This is a genomic window from Mesorhizobium prunaredense (assembly GCF_900156895.1).
Taxonomy (GTDB): domain Bacteria; phylum Pseudomonadota; class Alphaproteobacteria; order Rhizobiales; family Rhizobiaceae; genus Mesorhizobium; species Mesorhizobium prunaredense.
The window spans coordinates 62,327-80,670 of sequence record NZ_FTPD01000009.1 but is presented as its reverse complement, the minus strand read 5'-3'; the positions used below and the strand labels follow the sequence as shown (position 1 = coordinate 80,670).

General features: G+C 62.0%; 20 protein-coding genes and 1 pseudogene. 7 read left to right on the top strand and 14 right to left on the bottom strand.

All coding sequences use genetic code 11. The annotated features are described in order from the left end of the window. Nucleotides 1-12: 12 nt before the first annotated feature. The 3 genes from BQ8794_RS09200 to BQ8794_RS09190 are packed head-to-tail and all read right to left on the bottom strand — an operon-like array spanning nt 13 to nt 2,745. Nucleotides 13-915: an SDR family oxidoreductase gene (locus BQ8794_RS09200; protein ID WP_077375939.1), complete on the bottom strand. Its 903-nt coding sequence runs from the start codon at nt 913-915 to the stop codon at nt 13-15. Further along, the gene (gene queG, locus BQ8794_RS09195; protein ID WP_077375936.1) at nt 912-2,072 is read right to left on the bottom strand and encodes a tRNA epoxyqueuosine(34) reductase QueG; all 1,161 of its coding nucleotides are present in this window, start codon (nt 2,070-2,072) and stop codon (nt 912-914) included. The genes BQ8794_RS09200 and queG overlap by 4 nt, the downstream gene beginning before the upstream one ends. Next, complete coding sequence (locus BQ8794_RS09190) at nt 2,053-2,745, bottom strand: glutathione S-transferase family protein (protein WP_023803685.1); 693 nt, start codon at nt 2,743-2,745, stop codon at nt 2,053-2,055. Before BQ8794_RS09190 ends, queG begins: the two co-directional genes overlap by 20 nt. A gap of 163 nt (nt 2,746-2,908) precedes the next feature. Between BQ8794_RS09190 and BQ8794_RS09185 the strand changes: the two genes are divergently transcribed. Both BQ8794_RS09185 and BQ8794_RS09180 read left to right on the top strand, forming a co-directional pair. Next, nucleotides 2,909-3,715 carry an undecaprenyl-diphosphate phosphatase gene (locus tag BQ8794_RS09185; RefSeq protein ID WP_077375934.1) on the top strand — a complete coding sequence of 269 codons (807 nt, stop codon included), beginning with the start codon at nt 2,909-2,911 and terminating at the stop codon, nt 3,713-3,715. A 275-nt stretch (nt 3,716-3,990) separates the two neighbouring features. Next, nucleotides 3,991-4,317 carry a hypothetical protein gene (locus BQ8794_RS09180; RefSeq protein ID WP_077375931.1) on the top strand — a complete coding sequence of 109 codons (327 nt, stop codon included), beginning with the start codon at nt 3,991-3,993 and terminating at the stop codon, nt 4,315-4,317. Nucleotides 4,318-4,333: 16 nt separating this feature from the next. On the opposite strand, the gene BQ8794_RS09175 is transcribed toward BQ8794_RS09180, so the two are convergent. The 3 genes from BQ8794_RS09175 to rsmI all read right to left on the bottom strand — a co-directional run bounded on the left by BQ8794_RS09175 (nt 4,334) and on the right by rsmI (nt 7,913). Further along, complete coding sequence (locus BQ8794_RS09175) at nt 4,334-6,367, bottom strand: winged helix-turn-helix domain-containing protein (protein WP_077375928.1); 2,034 nt, start codon at nt 6,365-6,367, stop codon at nt 4,334-4,336. Nucleotides 6,368-6,613: 246 nt separating this feature from the next. Then, complete coding sequence (locus BQ8794_RS09170) at nt 6,614-6,991, bottom strand: YraN family protein (protein ID WP_077375925.1); 378 nt, start codon at nt 6,989-6,991, stop codon at nt 6,614-6,616. Continuing rightward, nucleotides 6,984-7,913 (bottom strand): 16S rRNA (cytidine(1402)-2'-O)-methyltransferase, encoded by a 930-nt coding sequence (gene rsmI, locus BQ8794_RS09165; protein WP_077375922.1) that lies wholly within the window; start codon nt 7,911-7,913, stop codon nt 6,984-6,986. Before rsmI ends, BQ8794_RS09170 begins: the two co-directional genes overlap by 8 nt. A gap of 166 nt (nt 7,914-8,079) precedes the next feature. On the opposite strand from rsmI, the gene BQ8794_RS37310 reads away from it, so the two are divergent. After that, nucleotides 8,080-8,277: a hypothetical protein gene (locus tag BQ8794_RS37310; protein ID WP_077375919.1), complete on the top strand. Its 198-nt coding sequence runs from the start codon at nt 8,080-8,082 to the stop codon at nt 8,275-8,277. Between the two features lie 7 nt (nt 8,278-8,284). Then, a complete protein-coding gene (locus tag BQ8794_RS37170; protein WP_077375916.1) occupies nt 8,285-8,473 on the top strand; it encodes a hypothetical protein in 189 nt (62 codons plus the stop codon). A gap of 70 nt (nt 8,474-8,543) precedes the next feature. Here BQ8794_RS37170 and BQ8794_RS09150 read toward each other — a convergent pair. The 3 genes and pseudogenes from BQ8794_RS09150 to BQ8794_RS09140 form a co-directional block, all read right to left on the bottom strand. Continuing rightward, nucleotides 8,544-8,868, bottom strand: a pseudogene (locus BQ8794_RS09150) (low molecular weight protein tyrosine phosphatase family protein). A 188-nt stretch (nt 8,869-9,056) separates the two neighbouring features. Next, nucleotides 9,057-9,848 carry a hypothetical protein gene (locus BQ8794_RS09145; RefSeq protein ID WP_077375913.1) on the bottom strand — a complete coding sequence of 264 codons (792 nt, stop codon included), beginning with the start codon at nt 9,846-9,848 and terminating at the stop codon, nt 9,057-9,059. Between the two features lie 2 nt (nt 9,849-9,850). Further along, nucleotides 9,851-10,552, bottom strand: coding sequence for a hypothetical protein (locus BQ8794_RS09140; protein ID WP_077375909.1), 702 nt, complete (start codon nt 10,550-10,552; stop codon nt 9,851-9,853). A gap of 348 nt (nt 10,553-10,900) precedes the next feature. Between BQ8794_RS09140 and BQ8794_RS09135 the strand changes: the two genes are divergently transcribed. Continuing rightward, nucleotides 10,901-11,806, top strand: coding sequence for an adenylate/guanylate cyclase domain-containing protein (locus BQ8794_RS09135; protein WP_167378681.1), 906 nt, complete (start codon nt 10,901-10,903; stop codon nt 11,804-11,806). A 113-nt stretch (nt 11,807-11,919) separates the two neighbouring features. Here the strand turns inward: BQ8794_RS09135 and BQ8794_RS09130 are convergent, their stop codons facing one another. The 5 genes from BQ8794_RS09130 to rph form a co-directional block, all read right to left on the bottom strand. Continuing rightward, nucleotides 11,920-13,326 (bottom strand): caspase family protein, encoded by a 1,407-nt coding sequence (locus BQ8794_RS09130; protein ID WP_077375903.1) that lies wholly within the window; start codon nt 13,324-13,326, stop codon nt 11,920-11,922. A 349-nt stretch (nt 13,327-13,675) separates the two neighbouring features. Continuing rightward, complete coding sequence (gene hemW / locus BQ8794_RS09125; RefSeq protein WP_077376070.1) at nt 13,676-14,839, bottom strand: radical SAM family heme chaperone HemW; 1,164 nt, start codon at nt 14,837-14,839, stop codon at nt 13,676-13,678. An 11-nt stretch (nt 14,840-14,850) separates the two neighbouring features. Continuing rightward, entirely contained in the window at nt 14,851-15,498 is a 648-nt protein-coding gene (gene rdgB / locus BQ8794_RS09120) for an RdgB/HAM1 family non-canonical purine NTP pyrophosphatase (RefSeq protein WP_077375900.1), read from the bottom strand. Then, nucleotides 15,498-15,908, bottom strand: coding sequence for a VOC family protein (locus tag BQ8794_RS09115; RefSeq protein WP_077375897.1), 411 nt, complete (start codon nt 15,906-15,908; stop codon nt 15,498-15,500). The genes rdgB and BQ8794_RS09115 overlap by 1 nt, the downstream gene beginning before the upstream one ends. Nucleotides 15,909-15,915: 7 nt before the next feature. Further along, entirely contained in the window at nt 15,916-16,632 is a 717-nt protein-coding gene (gene rph, locus BQ8794_RS09110; protein ID WP_077375894.1) for a ribonuclease PH, read from the bottom strand. Between the two features lie 136 nt (nt 16,633-16,768). On the opposite strand from rph, the gene hrcA reads away from it, so the two are divergent. After that, a complete protein-coding gene (gene hrcA / locus BQ8794_RS09105) occupies nt 16,769-17,884 on the top strand; it encodes a heat-inducible transcriptional repressor HrcA (protein ID WP_077375891.1) in 1,116 nt (371 codons plus the stop codon). An 83-nt stretch (nt 17,885-17,967) separates the two neighbouring features. After that, the gene (locus BQ8794_RS09100) at nt 17,968-18,165 is read left to right on the top strand and encodes a hypothetical protein (RefSeq protein ID WP_023803672.1); all 198 of its coding nucleotides are present in this window, start codon (nt 17,968-17,970) and stop codon (nt 18,163-18,165) included. Nucleotides 18,166-18,344: the final 179 nt, after the last annotated feature.

The window sequence follows — 18,344 nt, the reverse complement described above, 5'->3', positions numbered from 1 at the left end:
GCGCGATTTCGATCACGACCGCTTCATCGGGCTGCGCGCCTCGCCGTCGCGCCAGTTGCCCTCGGCCCACATATGGTCGAATGCCCTGCGGTAGTCGGGAAAGCGGAAGCGATAGCCGGCCGCCTTGATCGCCGTGTTGGCGACACGCTTGTTCTCGCCATAGAAGGACCGCGCCATGGGCGAAAGTTGGGCGGTCTCGAACGGAATTTCCGGCGGCGGTGTGACGCCCATCAGCCCTGCGGCATAGGTAACGACGTCCTGCGGCGGCGCCGGCAGGTCGTCGGTGACGTTGAAGATGCCGCCGCGATTGGCCTTGAGCAGATGCCAAAGCGCCCCCGCAATGTCGTCGCAATGGATGCGGTTGAACACCTGGCCCGGCTTGATCAGCCGCCGCGCGGTGCCGTTTTCCAGATTGACCAGCGCATTGCGGCCCGGCCCGTAAATGCCGGAAAGCCGCAGGATCGCCACCGGCCGGCCGATGTCGCGACCCAGCTTCAGCCAGTCCTGCTCGGCGGCGACACGCAGCATCGAGCGCTCCGACACCGGCCTGCATTCGGCGGTCTCGTCGACCCAGCCGCCGCCATGGTCGCCATAGACGCCGACGGTGGAGAGATAGGCGATCCATTCGAGCGCCGGCATCTCCGCGATTGCCTGGCGCGCCGCATTCAGCACCGGGTCACCGGCCTCTTCCGGCGCCACCGAGACGACGAGGTGGGTTGTTTTCTCGAGCGCGTCGCTGATTTCAAGCGTCAGCGCGCTATCGAAAAGCAGCGGCTGGATTCCGGCTTGCCGCAGCGCTTCGAATTTCTCCGTTGCGCGTGTCGTGCCAAGGATCGTGCCGGCATCCTTGCTGGCGCGGGCAAATGCCTTGCCCGAATAGCCGGCGCCGAAAATGAGGATCTGCTTCTCGCTCATGCATGCGCCTCGATCTGGTCTGCCAGCGCCAGGCGCCATTCGCGTCGCACGGCCTCGTCGCCTTCTGCTTTCACCGCAGCGGTGGCCGATTTGGCGAATTCCGAAACCGGCACAAGCCGTGACAGCGCCCAAACCGCTGCGCCGCGCACCAGCGGCGAGGCATCATCGAGCAGCGCACGCACGGCGTTGCCGAGCGAGGGTTGGCCGGAATTGCCGGCGGCGATCAACACATTGCGGACAAAGCGGTCGCGACCGATGCGCTTGACCGGCGAACCGCTAAAGAACGACCGGAAAGCAGCGTCGTCGAGCGCCAACAGATCGGCGAGCGGCGGCTCGCGCAAGTCGGCGCGGGCGACGAGCTTTGCCTCGGAAGCCGCCCGGGCAAACTTGTTCCACGGGCATGCGGCCAGGCAATCGTCGCAGCCATAGATGCGGTTGCCGATTTTTTCGCGGAACGCGTGCGGGATCGGCCCCTTGTTCTCGATGGTGAGGTAGGAGATGCAGCGTCGCGCATCGAGCCGGTAGGGAGCCGGAAAGGCGTCGGTCGGGCAGACGTCGAGACAGGCGCGGCAGGAGCCGCAATGGTCGTCCTCGGGCGTATCGGGTGCAAGCTCGGCCGTCGTGAAGATGGTGCCGAGGAACAGCCAGGAGCCGTGTTCGCGGCTGACCAGATTGGTGTGCTTGCCTTGCCAGCCGAGGCCGGCGGCTTCTGCCAGCGGCTTTTCCATCACCGGGGCGGTGTCGACGAACACTTTTACGTCGCTGCCCGAGCGCGCCACGATCTTGCCGGCGATCTCTTTCAGCCGGCCTTTGATCACGTCGTGGTAATCGCGGTTCTGCGCGTAGACGGAGATCGCGCCGCGCTGGCGCTTGTCCAGCACCGCGCGCGGGTCGTGGTCCGGCCCGTAGTTCATGGCCAGCACGATGATCGAGCGAACTTCGGGCCACAGCGCCATCGGCTCGCCGCGGCGCTCGAGCGTCTCGGCGATCCAGTCCATCGAGCCGTGGAAGCCGTCGGCGACGAATGCGGCAAGCCGGGCCGGCGCCTGCGGGATGGCATCGGGCGTGGTGACGGCAACGGCATCGAAACCGGCGCGCCGCGCCGCGCGGTCGATCAGCGCGCGCAGGTTTTGCGCTCTAGAAATCGAGGTCCGCATAGTGTGACACCGGCGACAGGCCGCGCACCCGGTCGGACAAAAGCGGCCGGAACGATGGCCGTGATTTCACCCGCGCATACCATTCGCGCGCTGCAGCGTGTTCGCGCCAGTCGATCTCGCCGAGATAGTCGAGCACGGACAGCGCAGCCGCAGCCGCGAGGTCGGCATAGGTGACCTTGCTGCCGGCCAGCCAATGGCGGGTGCCGGCCAGCCAGTTGGTGTATTTCATATGCTGGCGGATGTTGGCGCGCGCGGCGCGGATCGCTGCCGAATCGGGCGAGCCGCCGCCCGCCGTTTCCGGCATGATCGGCTTCAGCACGCGCTCGCGCACCAGGTGCCGCGTCACCTCGCTATCGGCCTTGTTGAGATACCAGTCGGTCAGCCGGCGGATTTCGGCGCGCTCCATCGGGTCCTCGGCGAACAGCCGCTTGTCGCGCTTGAGCACGCCGCGCGTCTCGTCGAGATATTCGCCGATGACCATGGCGCCGACGATCGGCACGTCGCCCTCGGCAAGCAGGATCGGCAGCGTGCCGGCCGGGTTCAGCGCCAGGAACTCCTTGCGCCGCATCCACGGCTTTTCCTCGATCAGCGCCAGCTCCTCGCCATACTCGCCGAAAGCGAGGCGAACGAAGCGGCAGGTGGCGAACATCGGGTGGTGGAAAAGCGTCAGCATGGTCCCGCGATAATAGAGCGCACTGGCAAATCGCCGGCTGCGCCGGTAAGTCTTGGTCGCCCCGATTCAAAGGGCCGTCAGGGTGCTGCGACCTATAGGAGGAGTTCCGCGCCATGACAAGCAAGCCGTTCTTCAAAGCTCTCACTCGAACGCCGAGGTTTCCATGGAAAGCCAGACCATTGTCGAAGCGCTGCTGCTCGGCATGATCGAGGGCATGACCGAGTTCATTCCGGTCTCATCGACCGGCCATATCCTGCTTGCCGGCCATTTTCTCGGCTTCCATTCGACCGGCAAGGCCTTCGAGATCCTGATCCAGCTCGGCGCCATCCTGGCGATCCTCAGCGTCTATTTCCGTCGCCTGTGGCAGATGCTGGTCGATCTGCCGCGTGATCGGGTGACGCGGCATTTCGTTCTCGGCATCCTCGTCGCCTTTCTGCCGGCGGCCGTCATCGGCGCGCTGGCCCATGGCTTCATCAAGACGGTGCTGTTTGAATCGCCGAGGCTGATCTGCATCATGCTGATCATCGGCGGCCTGGTCCTGCTGTGGGTGGATCGCTTCAAGCCGAAGCCGCTGTACCATGACGTCGAGCAGTTTCCGCTCCGGCTCTATCTGCAGATCGGACTGTTCCAGTGCCTTTCGCTGATCCCCGGCACGTCGCGTTCCGGTTCGACGATCGTCGGCGCGCTGCTTCTGGGCGTCGACAAACGGGCGGCTGCGGAATTCTCCTTCTTTCTCGCCATGCCGACGATGGTCGGCGCCTTCGCCTTCGACCTGTTCAAGAACCGCAATGTGCTGACCAGCGCCGATCTGCCCATCATCGCCGCCGGTTTCATCGCCGCCTTCGTCGCGGCGCTCATCGTCGTGCGCTTCCTGCTCAACTACGTCTCGCGCCACGGCTATTCGCTGTTCGGCTGGTGGCGGCTGGTCATCGGCACCGCCGGCCTGGCGGCGCTGTTCGTCTGGGGGTGAGGCTGCACGCTTATTTTGTCGCCAGGGCCCTATTTGTTCGTTTGGCCTAAAAATGTCGGCTGAATGGTGGGGGACGACCAGCGTAGACCCGCCCCTCCAACCCAATCCAACCTCGCGGGGGCGTCCTCGCCCGTTTGAATGCATCCGATGGCACGACTGCGTTCACCACTCTTCAGAACTTTTTCACGCCGACATCATGACTTCGAACGAGCCCTCGCGTCCTCTCTCCCACGACGTTCCCACACGGTTCGGGCGTCGAACAGAGGAGATAAAGGATGATCAACCGCATCTTGGGAGTTCTCGTGATCGGCGCCGCGACCACCGCGTCCGCTGGTGATGGTCTGAGCCGCCACATTCTTGAACGGGCAGCAAGCTGCTGGCCTACGCAGACGGCGATGCGCGGGATCAGCTTCAGTGCAGATGTCCACGTCAGCTTCACCCGCGAGGGGCAGGTCAGTGCCATCCAAATCGTCGACGTTGCGCCGCAGACCGAGACGTTCAAGGGCTTGGCCAAGGATTTCGCGGATGCATTGAAGCGCTGTGGTCCGTACGTCACCGAAGGCATGACCGAAATGAACCTCAATCTCTCATGGCCGCTGTAAACGCAGCAAGGTGCTGCTACTTCGTCACCGAGAATTCATAACGCTTGAAGCGAGACAGCAGGATGTATTCGTTCGGGGCTCCCGGTGTGACGCTCAGGTTGCGGAAGACGGCGCCACAGCCCGTCAGTTTACGCGGATAGGCGCTGCACAAGCTGTCGCCCTGAACCCACATCCGACCGGTCACGACCTCCTCACCAACTGTTCGGGTCACGCTGCCGTCTGCCGCAATCACAGAATGGTAGGCCAAGACATCGGGCAGAACCTGGCGTCCCGTCAGCTCGTGTCCGATTATGAGATTGCCGATGTCGACGCCATTCATCCGTTCAGCAGATTGCGGTTCCATTCCGGCCGGAAGCTCGGAAACCCCTGCCTTCCTCAAGCCATCGAGCAGGCGAACGATATCCTCCGGTCGCTTGTAGACGAAGAACTGCTGCGCGATCAGCAGGTTCGGTTGCCCCTCCTGCCTTTCCGACAGTACGCTTCGGAGCTGCTCCAGGGCCGAGGCCGCTTCCGGCAGGCGATCGAGATGCGCAAGCGCTGCGACAAGAACATGCAGGCCGTAGAACTTCGTCCAGGGATTGGGCGACCGAACATCAACCTGCTCAAGCTGCGCGACCGCCTCCTCGTAGCGGCCCTGGCCGAACGCCGCCATGCCAGCCTGGTAGTGTCGCCACTCCGTCCACCCGGGATCGACGCGGAGGGCCGCCTCGAGAAAGGTTCGCCCCTCTGCCGGCTTGCCGTTGAAGATGAGGGCCTGGCTCAGCCCTTCGTAGGTCCAGGAATCGCTCGGGTCGAGTGCTATCGCCTTTTGCAGGGCAGCCACCGCCTCGTCGGACCTATGCTCCCGGACCAGAAGCTCGGAAATCAGCTGATAGTAACCGGGCGAGGGATTTCCGGCAGCGATGGCCAGATTGCCGTAGAGCTCGTCGTCGATTTCGGTCCAACTAAGCCCTAGAGCCTGTCTCCTCGCGTCGTCTGTATCCCAGTGGAGCCATGCCAATTCCGCGGCCGCCGCGCCGAAATCGGCATCAAGCGCCAAGGCCTGGCGCAGGTAGCGAGATGCCTCCACGGTGCCTGATGGTGTATCCGTTCGTCGCGCCTCGATAGCGCGCCGAAAAGCCTGGTAAGCTTCCGGATCGTCAGTATCGCCGGACACGGCCAGGTTTGCTTTTCCTGGGACGAGCTTTAGCTGCAGCGCGGCGACAATCTGCCCGGTCACCTGGTCCTGGAGCTTGAACACATCGCTGAACGGACCTTCGAACCGCTCGGCCCAGATCTGGCCAACCGTCGAGGCATCGACCAAGTGCGCATTGATGCGCACTTCATCGCCGAGACGTCTAACCGAGCCCTCCAGCAGGTAGCGGACGCCGAGCTCTTTCGCGATCTTCGCCGGCGGCAGACCGCTGTTGCGATATGCACGCGCGGCATTGCGCGAGACGACAAACAGGCCGGGAACGCGCGCCAGCTCTGTCGTCAGATCGTCGGCGAAACCGTTGGCAAGATAGGCCTGCTCCTCGGCTTCGCTGAGATTTGCGAACGGCAGAACCGCGATCGAGAGCGAGGTCGGCACTTCCGTATCAAATGTAGGCCTCCAGATGAACGCCGCGACTGCGGCAACGATTGCCAGTACAGCGCTTACAAATATCAGGCTTCGCCGGCGTTTGGTCTCGTGCTGGTCAGGAGGGGCAGTGCCGTGAACCTGCGGGTAGCGATCGTCAGGTATGCCGGGCGCTTGGCTTTCGGGGACAAAGCGATACCCCCGTCGCGCGACTGTCTTGAGCAGGCTCTGCTTCTCGTCGCCGATGGCTTTCCTGATTTCGCTGATGCACTGGGAAAGACTGTTTTCCGTCACCGCGATGCCGGGCCAGACAGCGTCCAGGAGCTCCTCCTTGGTCACGACACGGTTGGCGTTGGCGACCAGATGCTTCAGCACCGCGAGCGATTGAGGCCTCAGCGGGACATCTTCACCATGCTCGCCGTGCAGGAGACCGGCGTCGAAATCGAACTCGACACCGTTTAGAACAAGGCTCGGCGGATTGACCAGGTTCAAAGCTGCTCTCGATCATCATGCTGATCGTTCGGGCGGCATGTTGCTCGGCAGGCCGCCTCGGGCTTGAGAATCGGCGCCTGTCGCCGAAAGTCAACTAGCGTTTGAAAGTCGGCACTACTTCCCGGGACGAAACCTTGGTGCTGCGATCGCAAACGTCCGGAAATGGCGCACCGACAAGCGGTAGCGCCCGCACGTTTCTTCTCCGGCGTTGCGGCTACCGTTGGCGCCGATCAATGAGGCCTGAGCTTAGTTCCGCCCATAGAAAACATTCTCGACATGCACCGGCCAGCGCCACGGCAGCACCGCGACCATGTCGAAGCGCACCGACAATCTGCCATAGTCGGACTGGCGCGACAGCCAGAGATCGGCGGCGCTTTCGATGCGGCGCTCCGATTCGTAGGCGATAGCTTCCATCGCTTCCACCAGCGTGCGGCGCGCCTTCACCTCGACGATCAGCACCAGGTCGCCGCGCCGCGCGATCAGGTCGATCTCGCCGAACCGCGTGCGGTGGCGGCGCGCCAGGATCCGGTAGCCCTTCACCATCAATGCCGCAGCCGCCAGCCACTCGCTGCGGTGGCCGCGCCGATAGGCCCGCTGGCGGCTGGCGACCGGGCGTTCAGCCATCGCCGTCTTTCCCGGTGTCGCCCTCTTTGCCAGTGTCCTTGAGTTCGAGCAGCCGCCGGTAAAGCGCCTGCTTCTGGCCGCCGGTCATCTTGGCGGCTTCCGCCGCCGCCTTGGAGGCCGGCATCTCGACGGCAAGCGAAAGCAGAAGCCGGTCGATGTCCGCCGGCTCGTCGGCCGTTGCGTCCGACGGGCCGACGCAGATGACGATCTCGCCCTTCGGCGTGTCGGCCGCCGCGTAATGATCGGCGAGCGACTGCAAGCTGCCGGTCCGTATCTCCTCGAAGGCCTTGGTCAACTCGCGGCCGATCGCAGCCTTGCGGGCGCCACCCAGCGCCTCGACCATGGCACCGAGCGTCTCGGCCAGCCGGCGCGGCGATTCGAAGAAGATCAGCGTCGCCGGCACGGTTTTAAGCGCTTCCAGCCGCCTCAGCCGCTGGCCGGTCTTCACTGGCAGGAAGCCGGCGAACAGGAAGGCGTCGGAGGGCAGGCCGGAGGCCGTCAGCGCCGCGAGTGGCGCCGACGGGCCGGGGATCGGCACGACGCGAATGCCCTGGTCGAGCGCTTCGCCGACCAGTCGGTAGCCCGGATCGGAGATCAGCGGTGTGCCGGCGTCCGAGATCAGCGCCACGCTCTGCCCGGCCAGCAAGGCTGCGATCAGTTTTGGGCCGGCCTCGCCGGCATTGTGCTCGTGATAGGCTGACGTGCGGCGGCGGATGCCGTAGCGGTCGAGCAGCACGCGACTGACCCGCGTGTCCTCGCAGGCGACGATGTCGGCAGCGGCGAGCGTTTCAAGCGCGCGTAATGTGATGTCGGCGAGATTGCCGATCGGCGTCGCCACCAGGTAGAGAGCCGGCTCGAGCGGCCGGGCCGATATCTCGGTCTGGCCGATCACGTAGCTGCGTTTTGCCGACTCGCCGGTCACCGGTGTCCCCCGTCAGGCTCTGACCTTGAATGCATTCGGCCCTGTTTGGCACGGCTCACGCCCGGTTGCAAAACGCATGCCGAAGTGACGCGGCTGTCATGCCTTTGCCACACTACGGAACGAAACCGTGCCCGGCGGATTTATGCCTGATCTCGGGAGGAGCAGGATGGACAGCCTCAAGATACAGGACGTTTTCGAACCCTACTATGCAGGCCGCAAGCGTTTTGCCGCGCGAAAGGACAAGAGCCTGCCTGCCAAAACCGGCGCCGGCCTGGCTAAAAAGCCGCGAAAGCGTCGTCCGTCAAAGGCAACCAAGCTCGAAATCGAGCCCTCGACCGGCACCGGCACCACGACGGAGCACTGACCAGACGATGCCCAATCGCTTCGACATTTTCATCACCCGCCTCGAAACCAAAAGCTCCCGCAATGGAGCGCCTCCACATCCGACAAGCGATCGATACCGCGCCCGCCGCGACAAGGGCGACGCCAAGCCGGCTCCGGACGGCGAGGCGGACGCCGAGAAAGACCACGCCAAGCGCCGCCCCAAGCACGACGCCTGACTACCGCGACCTTCGCGATTGGCCGAGACACTTCTCTCTAAAGCGCGGGGGAAACGCTCGGCCACATCATTCAACCTGGAAACTTCGAGACGCGCGCTTCCAGCAGACGACACCAGACCCGGGTCCATGAACTCGTCGTCGACTGGAATGTCGAGGCAGATCACGCGAGCCTTCTTCAGGCTGGCCTTGAATTTCTGCTGCAGTTTGGCGCGGTGCGCCTTTTCCATCACGAAGATGATGTCGGCCCAAGAGACCAGGTCGTGCGTCAACGGGGAGTCGGCATCGTGGTTGGTGCCGGCCGATGCGACTTCGATATCCCTTCGACTAGAAAACACCTGTTCCGCGGTCGGGCTTCGCAAGCGGTTCTGGCTGCAGACGAAGAGGACGTTTTTCATCAGCTTCGATCTTTGGCTTGGCTATTCTGCTGGCCGGGAAACCAGATCGTGCTCCGCCGAAGGCGATTATGCATGTCTCTCGTATCGCTTTTGGTTAGAGGGATGTGCTCATCAAGCCTAAGTCCGTTTGTGGATAGCCAGTAGCTTGTAAGGCACGCCTTTCCTTTGAAGCCCAGCCGCTCGTAGCGCTATCGGCCGACTTCAGAAAACTTCTGGTTTATGATCTGGAATGGCGGATTCAGAACGGCAAAACAAGGATCGCTCGGCTCTAACACCCGCTGGACTCTTGGATTCGAGACGCGAACGCGAAAATTGCGCCGTCCTTCTGAACCGCGGATCCGGATATCTGAGTACTCTCCAGTTGCGGCAGCAAATACGCTCCGCACAATCCGGAACACGATGGGATTTTGCCCTCGCGGGAAGAAATCTTGGCTGACCGTTCGGCGAGTATTGATGGTCTCCTCGAGGAATTGGCTAGCATCCAGCATTCGAAACAGATCCTGCTGTCTCAGATCGGCCGCGATCGCTTGAGAGGTACCTCCCGGCAGCAACTGGAAGACTGACAACAATATGTCCATCTGGCTAAAAGTACGCGCCGGCGGTTCGCGCTCGTCAGCAGGACGGGGAACCGCGGGTGTATGAAGAAAGCGGCCATCGGTCTCGATATCGAGCGAGAAACGATACCGTTCTTCGGGGAACAGTACGTCAGCGGGGTTCAGAACATACTCAAACCGAAACTGTCCTCCAACAACGGAACGGAAGTTGGTAAATGGGTTGCTGACGCCCCATGCCTGGCCGCGAACCCGCCCCGTCGTCGCAGTCGCCATATATGCGTTGATGGAATTGTCGTTCAGCCAATCGTCCCATCCGGGAATTCTGTCGGTTAGCTGATATTCGCTCACTTCATTCGCGTCGGAAGCCAGGAAATCAGGTTGGTAAGGTGCGTGGGCGACCAAACACGCCAGCACTTTGAAGCTCATGGCTATTCCTCCTCGTCCGAAGTCGGCTCCGGATCGGCGTCAGGAAAGGGATCGGTTCTTTCGCCCCGGATCTTCGCGAGACCTTGCTTCTCCGTATCGACACCCTGCTTTTCGAAAATCTGCGATTGCAGCCGGCGAGCCTCCTCGTGTTGGGCCTTGGTCAGTTTGACGACATTAGAGTAACCATGAGGCGGAAACGGCCGCTCCGTAGCTAAGTACCTATCAAGGAGTGATTTCACCTTTTTCAGGTTTGTGGGGCGCACTGCACCGAATGTGTCTTCGAGCGCTTTTGGATTGGTGACCAGAAACTCACGCTCCTCCGCAGTTAGAGTTGCGAGGGCGTCCTTAATTTCCTGAAGTTTCACTGCGAGTGTGGAGGGCATTTTCGGCCCACTGCCATTGCTCTGCATGTTGGCGTTCCCCTGACGTAACGGAACATACCACGTTCCGGCCAGTAGACAAATTAGCCTGAAGCGCATCGAGCTCCGAATGGTTATCGAAATCCCTACAAACCAGAACTCTCGCTCCGTGCTGGATTGACAAAAGGCACGGACTTTTCGGTATGTGGCGCGCTTGCGGCCGCAATTGTTCGCTTCGACACCGAGGTAGCTTGTGCCGCCAGCCTTAACGGCCGCGGCGGCGATGTACGCGGGCAGCGAAGGCCGCCAGATCGCAAAAGTGTCCTGGATGAGGGCGATCGACAATGCCGTCTACATGTCACACTCCATAGCTCATCAAGGCCACGAGGGCTCCGGCGCTAAGGATTGCCATCTGCATCAACCCGTCAACAGGCTCTTTGGTGCCGGCTCGTCCGCTTATCCTTCAAAATGAAGTGTCTCAGTATTTGCTTTCGTACGGTTTCAAATTCGGGCCGCTTTTAAACACGGATGGCGGTTCAAACTTTGTTCGCCTGAAAGGCTCGGCGCTCCCCATGTAACTCGGGCCGCAATTCCTCTCGCTAAGCCTTTTATATGATGGGCCGCCAGCCTCTGTTCGTAACGCTTCGTGTTATATTGGACCTGCGTGTGCGCTTGGGCGTACGGGAGAGGATTATGTCGGCAACTTTAACCGCACTGAGCAACAGAGAGGCCTATAGGCTGGGAGATTTCAACCTGATTGGTCGTGGCGAACATGCCACCATATGCTTGGCAGACGGGGAGGTTTCGCGCCAGCATGCAACCATCCGGCGCGACGGCGCGAACTACTGGGTTGTTGATGTCGGCAGTGCCAATGGCAGTTATGTGAATGACGTGGCGCTCACAACCGCGCGTGTGCTGCACACCGGCGATCGCGTCCAGTTCGGCAGATCGATTTTTCTTTTCGACCAGGGCACGACTGCCCCCGATTTAGAGTCGCAAGTGGCGAACACAAAAACTCAATGGGGCAACCCGGCAGCCCCCAAGAGCCGGCCGGCCACCCTGTTCGTTGCTGATTTGAAGGAGTTTACCGGAATTAGCGCAAGGCTATCCCCAGAACAGGTGGCGGCCCTCTTGGCCGAGTGGTATTTGGACTGCAATGCGATTTTGAAGCACTACGGTGCCTCGATCGACAAATTCATCGGTGATTGTGTATTTGCTTATTGGCACGGGACCGCAGCGGATGTCTGTGTCTCTGCGGTTCAGGCTGCCCAGGCGCTCCGCGCCGCGGAAGACGCGGCTACGTCGCCAACCCGAGTACTGGTCAGGGAACAACAAGACATCGTACTCGACTGCCGCATTGGCCTTCATGTGGGTGAAGTTGCTATCGGCGCTATGGGCAAAGGCATCAACACCGCGCTGGGCGATGCCGTTAATTTGGCCTTTCGTATTGAGGGATTGACGCGAAAACTGGACAAGCCGCTGTTGGTCAGCGCCCAGTTCGTCGAGCACTGGCCTGAAGGCAGGCAATATTTCAAGTCCTGCGGCTATCACGAGGTCAAAGGACGCGCCGAGATGATCGAGGTATTCAGCCTGAAATAGGCGCGCCAGCAGTAGCCAGCATAGCTCTCTGCTGCCGCTTCCGGTTCTTGCCGGCTTCAACAGGGCACGTGGCCGCTGAGCGGCGCCAGATCGGCAACCTCTGCCGAGGCACGTCACTCGCAAATTGTAATTGGATCGCGGCAGAAGCCGCTGCCCCGGCGAGCCCCGGCGGCCCGCGCTCTGACCCTGCACTCATCGCGGGTTTCTGCCCTGCAAACGCGAGCTGGCCCGCTCGCGCTTGGAGTAGCGGCGGCACGCTGCTGTTCCGTTGTCGGTCGTGGCCGGGTGTTCGGGTTATTCGCTTGGCGGGGTTCTTCTATCGAATTCGGCCGGGCAACAACCGGACACACGCGAGCTGTGCTTTCTTCCAATTTCTTCAAAGCAATTGTTGTCGGTTTCGCCATGTCGATCTCGGCGCCGGAGTAGCGAGCGAAACGGCGCAACGCCTCCCGGGTTCTTCCACCCCAGATGCCGTCTGGGTTTCCCGGATTACAACCAACGCGGCCAAGCTCGCGCTGTATCCGCTTCGCCAGCTCGTTCGGGGCATCCTCTTGGCTGGCGTCCGATTGATGATCTGCATTCTCCAACTGTTGAATTTGGAGTCTGGCGAGAGGCACAAACAGGCCGTCCGGGTACAGTTGAAGATAATCCTTTAACGCTCCGCTGCTTTTGGAGCCGCGGATTGAGGTCCACAACTCGATTTCCGTTAGGCTCGCATCTCGGCTGCTGTTGTTGGCTGGCGAGACTGCCGTTGCGCCACGAGGAGGGGCAATGAAAATTTCCCTGCCAGGCAGCGATCCATACGTGAATGGTTCCTGCTTGCCGCCTGTCGCGGCCAGAACAGTGTCGCGAACCTTGCGGAACACGAATTGGATGTCCACCCCGGGTTCACCCAAATGCGCCAACAGCCCTGCAGTGTAGGGACTGTTCCGTCCCGCTCCATCGAATGCGGTTGTACCTTCCTTCGCAGCATACCCGACCAAGGTTCCGGCTGCCGGTTCAATCGCAGCCAGGCCTCTGCCAATGGAACGCGTTGCATTTGATCTTCGCATGGCCGCGATAAAAGGGTTGTCCCGGCAAGCATCAAGTAGAACCACCCGCACGCCGGAGACACGCGACAACGCGTTCATCACCAAATCCAGCGGGATTGCCTCAAACTCCACGTCGGAATCAGCGCTCAGGCTGACATCTGTAGGAACGAGAAAATTTCTATTCTCAACCTCAACCCCATGTCCCGCGAAGAAGATTATTGCGAAATCAGCACCTTCCGCCTCGCGACCGAACTCCTGCAGAGCTTTCCTGAACGCGGTATGGTCCAAGTCTATCTTGCGAGATACTTTGAACCCTACCTTTGACAGCAAGTTCGCCATGTCAGCAGCGTCATTGTTCGGATTGGGAAGTCTAGCTACCCGTTGATAGTTCGAATTGCCGATCACCAGCGCAACGCGTTTTTCAGCCCACGCCACCTCCAGCCCGCCGATCAGAGCAATGACAGCAAGGGCGATGTTGAAGAGGCGCATTTTAGCCCCGTGCTCTGCTTCAGCCGCAGATTAGCGGCACCCGACCGAAGCTTGACCAGTCAGGCCCCCGCTTGCAAGTACTTATCGGTTGCGGATTGCAGGCTGGCCCGGCGCTGGGACATTCCTTGATAGAAATCTTCAAACTCCTGGGACTTCAAGATCTCGGTTAACCGAAATTCGAAAACATCATCCGTATATTCAATGTCCACAGCGTCTCGTGGATGAGGAACTTCATGGCAGGCCCATATTGGATGCGGTGGGATGGCCTTTCGGCCAAGCAAGCCGAATTTCCCGCATCCTTGCGTGAGCCGACAAATTGTCTGTGACAGTTCAGGTCCTGGCCCAAGCTTTACCGCGCCAGATCCGCCACCACGGCGTCTAGCACGATCATGCCGGCCGGCGTGGCGCGCAGGCGGGCATTGCCGATCGGCGCCACCAGCCCCTCGCCCTGCAGCATCGACAGCCGCGCCGTCGACAGGCCACGGCCGGAAAACGCTTCGTAGCGGGAGAGGTCGATGCCCTCGGCCAGCCTCAGCCCCATCAACAGGAACTCGTCGGCCTCTTCCGAGCGCGTCAGGATCTCGCCGCCGGTGACGCCATGGCCCTTGGCCTCGACCAGATTGGCCCAGGTTTCCGGCATTCTTTCGGCGATCGTCACCACGCGACGGCCGTTTTCGACGAAGCGGCCATGCGCGCCGGGACCGACGCCGACATATTCGCCATAGCGCCAATAGGTGAGATTGTGCCGGCTTTCGGCGCCTGATCTGGCGTGGTTCGAAATCTCATAGGCCGGCAGCCCATGCGCGGCGGTGATCTCCTGCGTCAGCGCATAGAGATCGGCGGCATGGTCATTGTCGGGAATTGCGAATTTCCTGGCCGCATGCAGCGCGTGGAACGGCGTGCCTTCCTCGATGGTCAACTGGTAGAGCGACAGGTGGTCGGCGGCGTGGCCGATCGCCTGCTCGAGCTCCGCCTGCCACGCTTCCGGTGTCTGGCCGGGCCGTGCGTAGATCAGATCGAACGACAGCCGCGGGAAAATCTCACGCGCCAGGCCAATTGCATGCAGCGCTTCATCGACATTGTGCAGCCGGCCGAGAAAGCGCAGATCCTTGTCGTTCAGCGCCTGCACGCCGAGCGACACCCGGTTGACGCCTGCCGCCCGGTAGCCGCGAAAGCGCTCGGCCTCGACCGAAGACGGGTTGGCTTCCAGCGTCACCTCTATGCCGGCAGGCACTGTCCAGCTCTTCGCCACCGCGTCCAGCACCGTCGCCACGGTTTGCGGCTTCATCAGCGATGGCGTGCCGCCGCCGAGAAAAATGCTGGTCACCTCGCGCGGTCCGGTGCGGTTGCGCATTGTCGCAAGCTCGGTCTCGAAAGCGCGCGCAAAACGCTCCTGGTCGACCGGCTGGTGGCGGACATGGCTGTTGAAGTCGCAATAGGGGCACTTGGCCGCGCAGAACGGCCAGTGAACGTAGACGCCGAAACCGGGGCTGCGGTCGAGCAACATGGTCATTTCACGGCCGATCACGCCAAATCCAGTCTGGCCTGCGCGAATTTCTGGAAGGCGCGAGCGCGATGCGACAATGCCGTCGGCTGGCCGGGCTTCCAGCCATGTTTCTCCTCTGCGGTCATCTCGCCGAAGGTCTTTTCGAAACCGTCCGGCACGAACACCGGGTCGTAGCCGAAGCCGAGTTCGCCGCGCGGCGGCCATACCAGCGTGCCCTTGACTTCGCCACGGAAATATTCGGCCGCGCCGTCGGGAAAGGCCAGGCAGATGACGGCGACGAAGCGGCCCTTGCGCTGCGCTGGATCAACCGCGCCGATTTCCTGCAACGCCACTTCAGCTCGCTGCATCGCCATGCCGAAGTCGCGGGCCCCGTCCGGCGCCTCGGCCCAGTTGGCGGTGTAGACGCCGGGCGCTCCGCCCAGCGCATCGACACACAGGCCGGAATCGTCCGACAATGCCGGCAGGCCTGTCGCCTTGGCGGCGGCAAAGGCCTTGATATAGGCGTTCTCCTCGAAGGTGGTGCCGGTCTCGTCCGGCTCCGGCAGGCCATATTCCTTGGCCGACTTCGCTTCTATGCCGAACGGCGCCATCAGATCGGCGAATTCGCGCAATTTGCCGGCATTGTAGCTGGCGACAACGATCTCATGTCCATCAAGCGAATGCATCAGATGCCCCAGATTCTTGGTTCGGCGAATTCGATCGAATTGCCGGAGGGGTCGCGAATATAGATCGAGCGGCCACCCTGCGGCCATTCGAACTCGCTTTCGATGGCGATTTTCTTCCGCTCGAGATGCGCTCTCCAGCGCACGATCTCGTCCGCGCTCGCCGCAAAGCAGAGATGGCCGTCGCCGACCGTGCCGTGCGGCGGCACTTTCAGCTTGGCATCGGGCGCTGGCGGCACCTTGGTCGCCTCGGCGTTGAAGATGAGCAGCACGCCGTCCCCGCAACGGAAGAAAAGATGCCTGCCGTCGACCTTGCCCAGCAGATCGAGCCCGAGCACATCGGTGTAGAATTTTTCCGCGGCAGCGAGGTCCGTGACGTACAGCGCTGATTCGAGGATGGCGGAAGGAGTCATGACAGGGTTAAGCTACAGCCATCTGCTGCAGGCTGACCAGTCGCGTAATACCTTTCTTGGCCAATTCCATCAGCGCCGCAAATTGCTCTTCCGAGAAAGGCTCGCCCTCGGCCGTGCCTTGGATCTCGACGATGCCGCCCTTGCCGGTCATGACGAAATTGGCGTCGGTGCCGGCCGCTGAATCCTCAAGATAGTCGAGGTCGATGACCGGCTGTCCGTCGTGGATGCCGCAGGAGATAGCCGCGACATGGTCCTTCAGCACCTTGGCGACGCTGGCCATCTGCCGGGCTTCCATCCAGCGCAGGCAGTCGTAAAGCGCCACCCAGCCGCCGGTGATCGAGGCGGTGCGCGTGCCGCCATCGGCCTGGATCACGTCGCAGTCGACGGTGATCTGCTGCTCACCCAGCGCCTGCAGATCGACCACTGCGCGCAGCGAACGGCCGATCAGCCTCTGGATTTCCAGTGTGCGGCCGCCTTGCTTGCCAGCCGAAGCCTCGCGGCGCATGCGCTCGCCGGTCGAGCGCGGCAGCATGCCGTACTCCGCCGTCACCCAGCCCTTGCCGGAATTGCGCATCCAGCCCGGCACCTTTTCCTCGAGGCTGGCGGTGCACAGCACGTGGGTGTCGCCGAACTTCACCAGGCACGAGCCTTCCGCGTGCTTGGAGACGCCGCGCTCAAAGGAGATGGCGCGCATTTCGTCGAATTGGCGTTTGGAAGGGCGCATTCAGGCTTCTTTCTTGTCGTTTTAGGATTCGTGGCCGGCTTGTAGCCGCACGCGACGAGAGGCGCAAAGGAAAATGGACCAGTTGCGCGGTCGCAGTCGATGTCTATATCCTTGGGCCGGAGGTATTTTGCTCGAAATGACCAAGGCAGTCGATCCCGGTTCCCAGTCGGCGGCAGCGCTCCAATCGCCCGCGCTTCAATCGCCCGCCCTTCAATCGCTCGACATGCGCTCGCGCGACATCTTTCGGCGCATTGTCGATTCCTATCTGAAGGACGGCGAGCCGGTCGGCTCGCGCAGCCTGTCGCGTATCCTGCCGTCGTCGCTTTCGCCGGCCACCATCCGCAATGTGATGAGCGATCTCGAGCATCTCGGCCTGATCTACGCGCCGCATATCTCAGCCGGCCGATTGCCGACCCAGGCCGGCCTGCGCTTCTTCGTCGATGCCTTTATGGAGCTTGGCGATCTCTCCGACGAGGAGCGCCGCACCATCGAGGCGCAGGTGCGCGCCTCCGGCTCTGGTGCGACGCTGGAGCACATGCTCACCGAGGCGAGCCAGATGCTGTCCGGCATGTCGCGCGGCGCCGGCCTCGTGCTTGCCGCCAAGAACGAGGTGGCGCTCAAGCATATCGAATTCATCCAGCTCGAGCCGAACAAGGCGCTGGCCGTGCTTGTGTCGCAGAACGGCGACGTCGAAAACCGCGTCGTCGACCTGCCTGTCGGCATCACCGTCTCGCAACTGCACGAAGCCTCGAATTTCCTCAATGCCCATATCCGCGGTCGCACGCTGGCCGAGGCGCGGGTCGAGATCGCCCGCATCAAGGAAGAGACCAAGGCCGCCCTCGATACGCTGTCGCAGGATTTGGTCGAGAAGGGCCTTGCGGTCTGGGCAGGCGCCGAGAGCGGCTTGCCGGCGCGTCTCATCGTGCGCGGCCGCGCCAATCTGCTGGAAAATGTCACCGCCCAGGCCGACATCGAGTTGCTGCGGCATTTGTTCGAGGATCTGGAGACGCAGGACGGGCTGATCCAGCTTCTCGACCTCGCCGAGGAAGGCTCCGGCGTGCGCATCTTCATCGGCTCGGAAAACAAGCTGTTTTCGCTGTCGGGCTCGTCGCTGGTCGTGGCGCCCTATCGCGACAAGGACGCCCGCGTCATCGGCGCGCTCGGCGTCATCGGCCCGACCCGGCTGAACTATGCACGCATCGTGCCGATGGTCGACTATACCGCGCAGCTTATTTCCCGCATGCTGCGATAATGCATGTCGCCCAAAAAAACCGAAGCGTGTCGCACGGATCCCTTCCAACGCGACACGCTTAAGGGAACCTCAAGGAGAAAAAAATGGCGCTGGAATCATTCAAGGCTCAGATCAGCCTGTTGCTTGAGCAGATGATCAACCAGCCCGAGGATCAGCATGAAGTGCAGGAGCAGCTGCGCGAAAAGCTGGGGGAGATGCGCGCCATGGGCCTGCCGCTGCCGGCCGATCTCGTCGCGCTGGAAAAGCGCCTCGACGACGATTTCTACGCCGCCGGAAACTGAGCCCGAAAGGTTCAAGGACGGCAAGCCGACCGGCGAACATGAGGATTTCATGACCGGCTTCGTCGTCTCCGGCTACGCGGCCTGGGGCCGACCGGCCGGTGCTGCGGTGGCCAAAGGACGGCAGCGGTTGCATCTGGCGCGTCACCTGCGGGCGAGGATGTATTCAGCATGCGACCCGT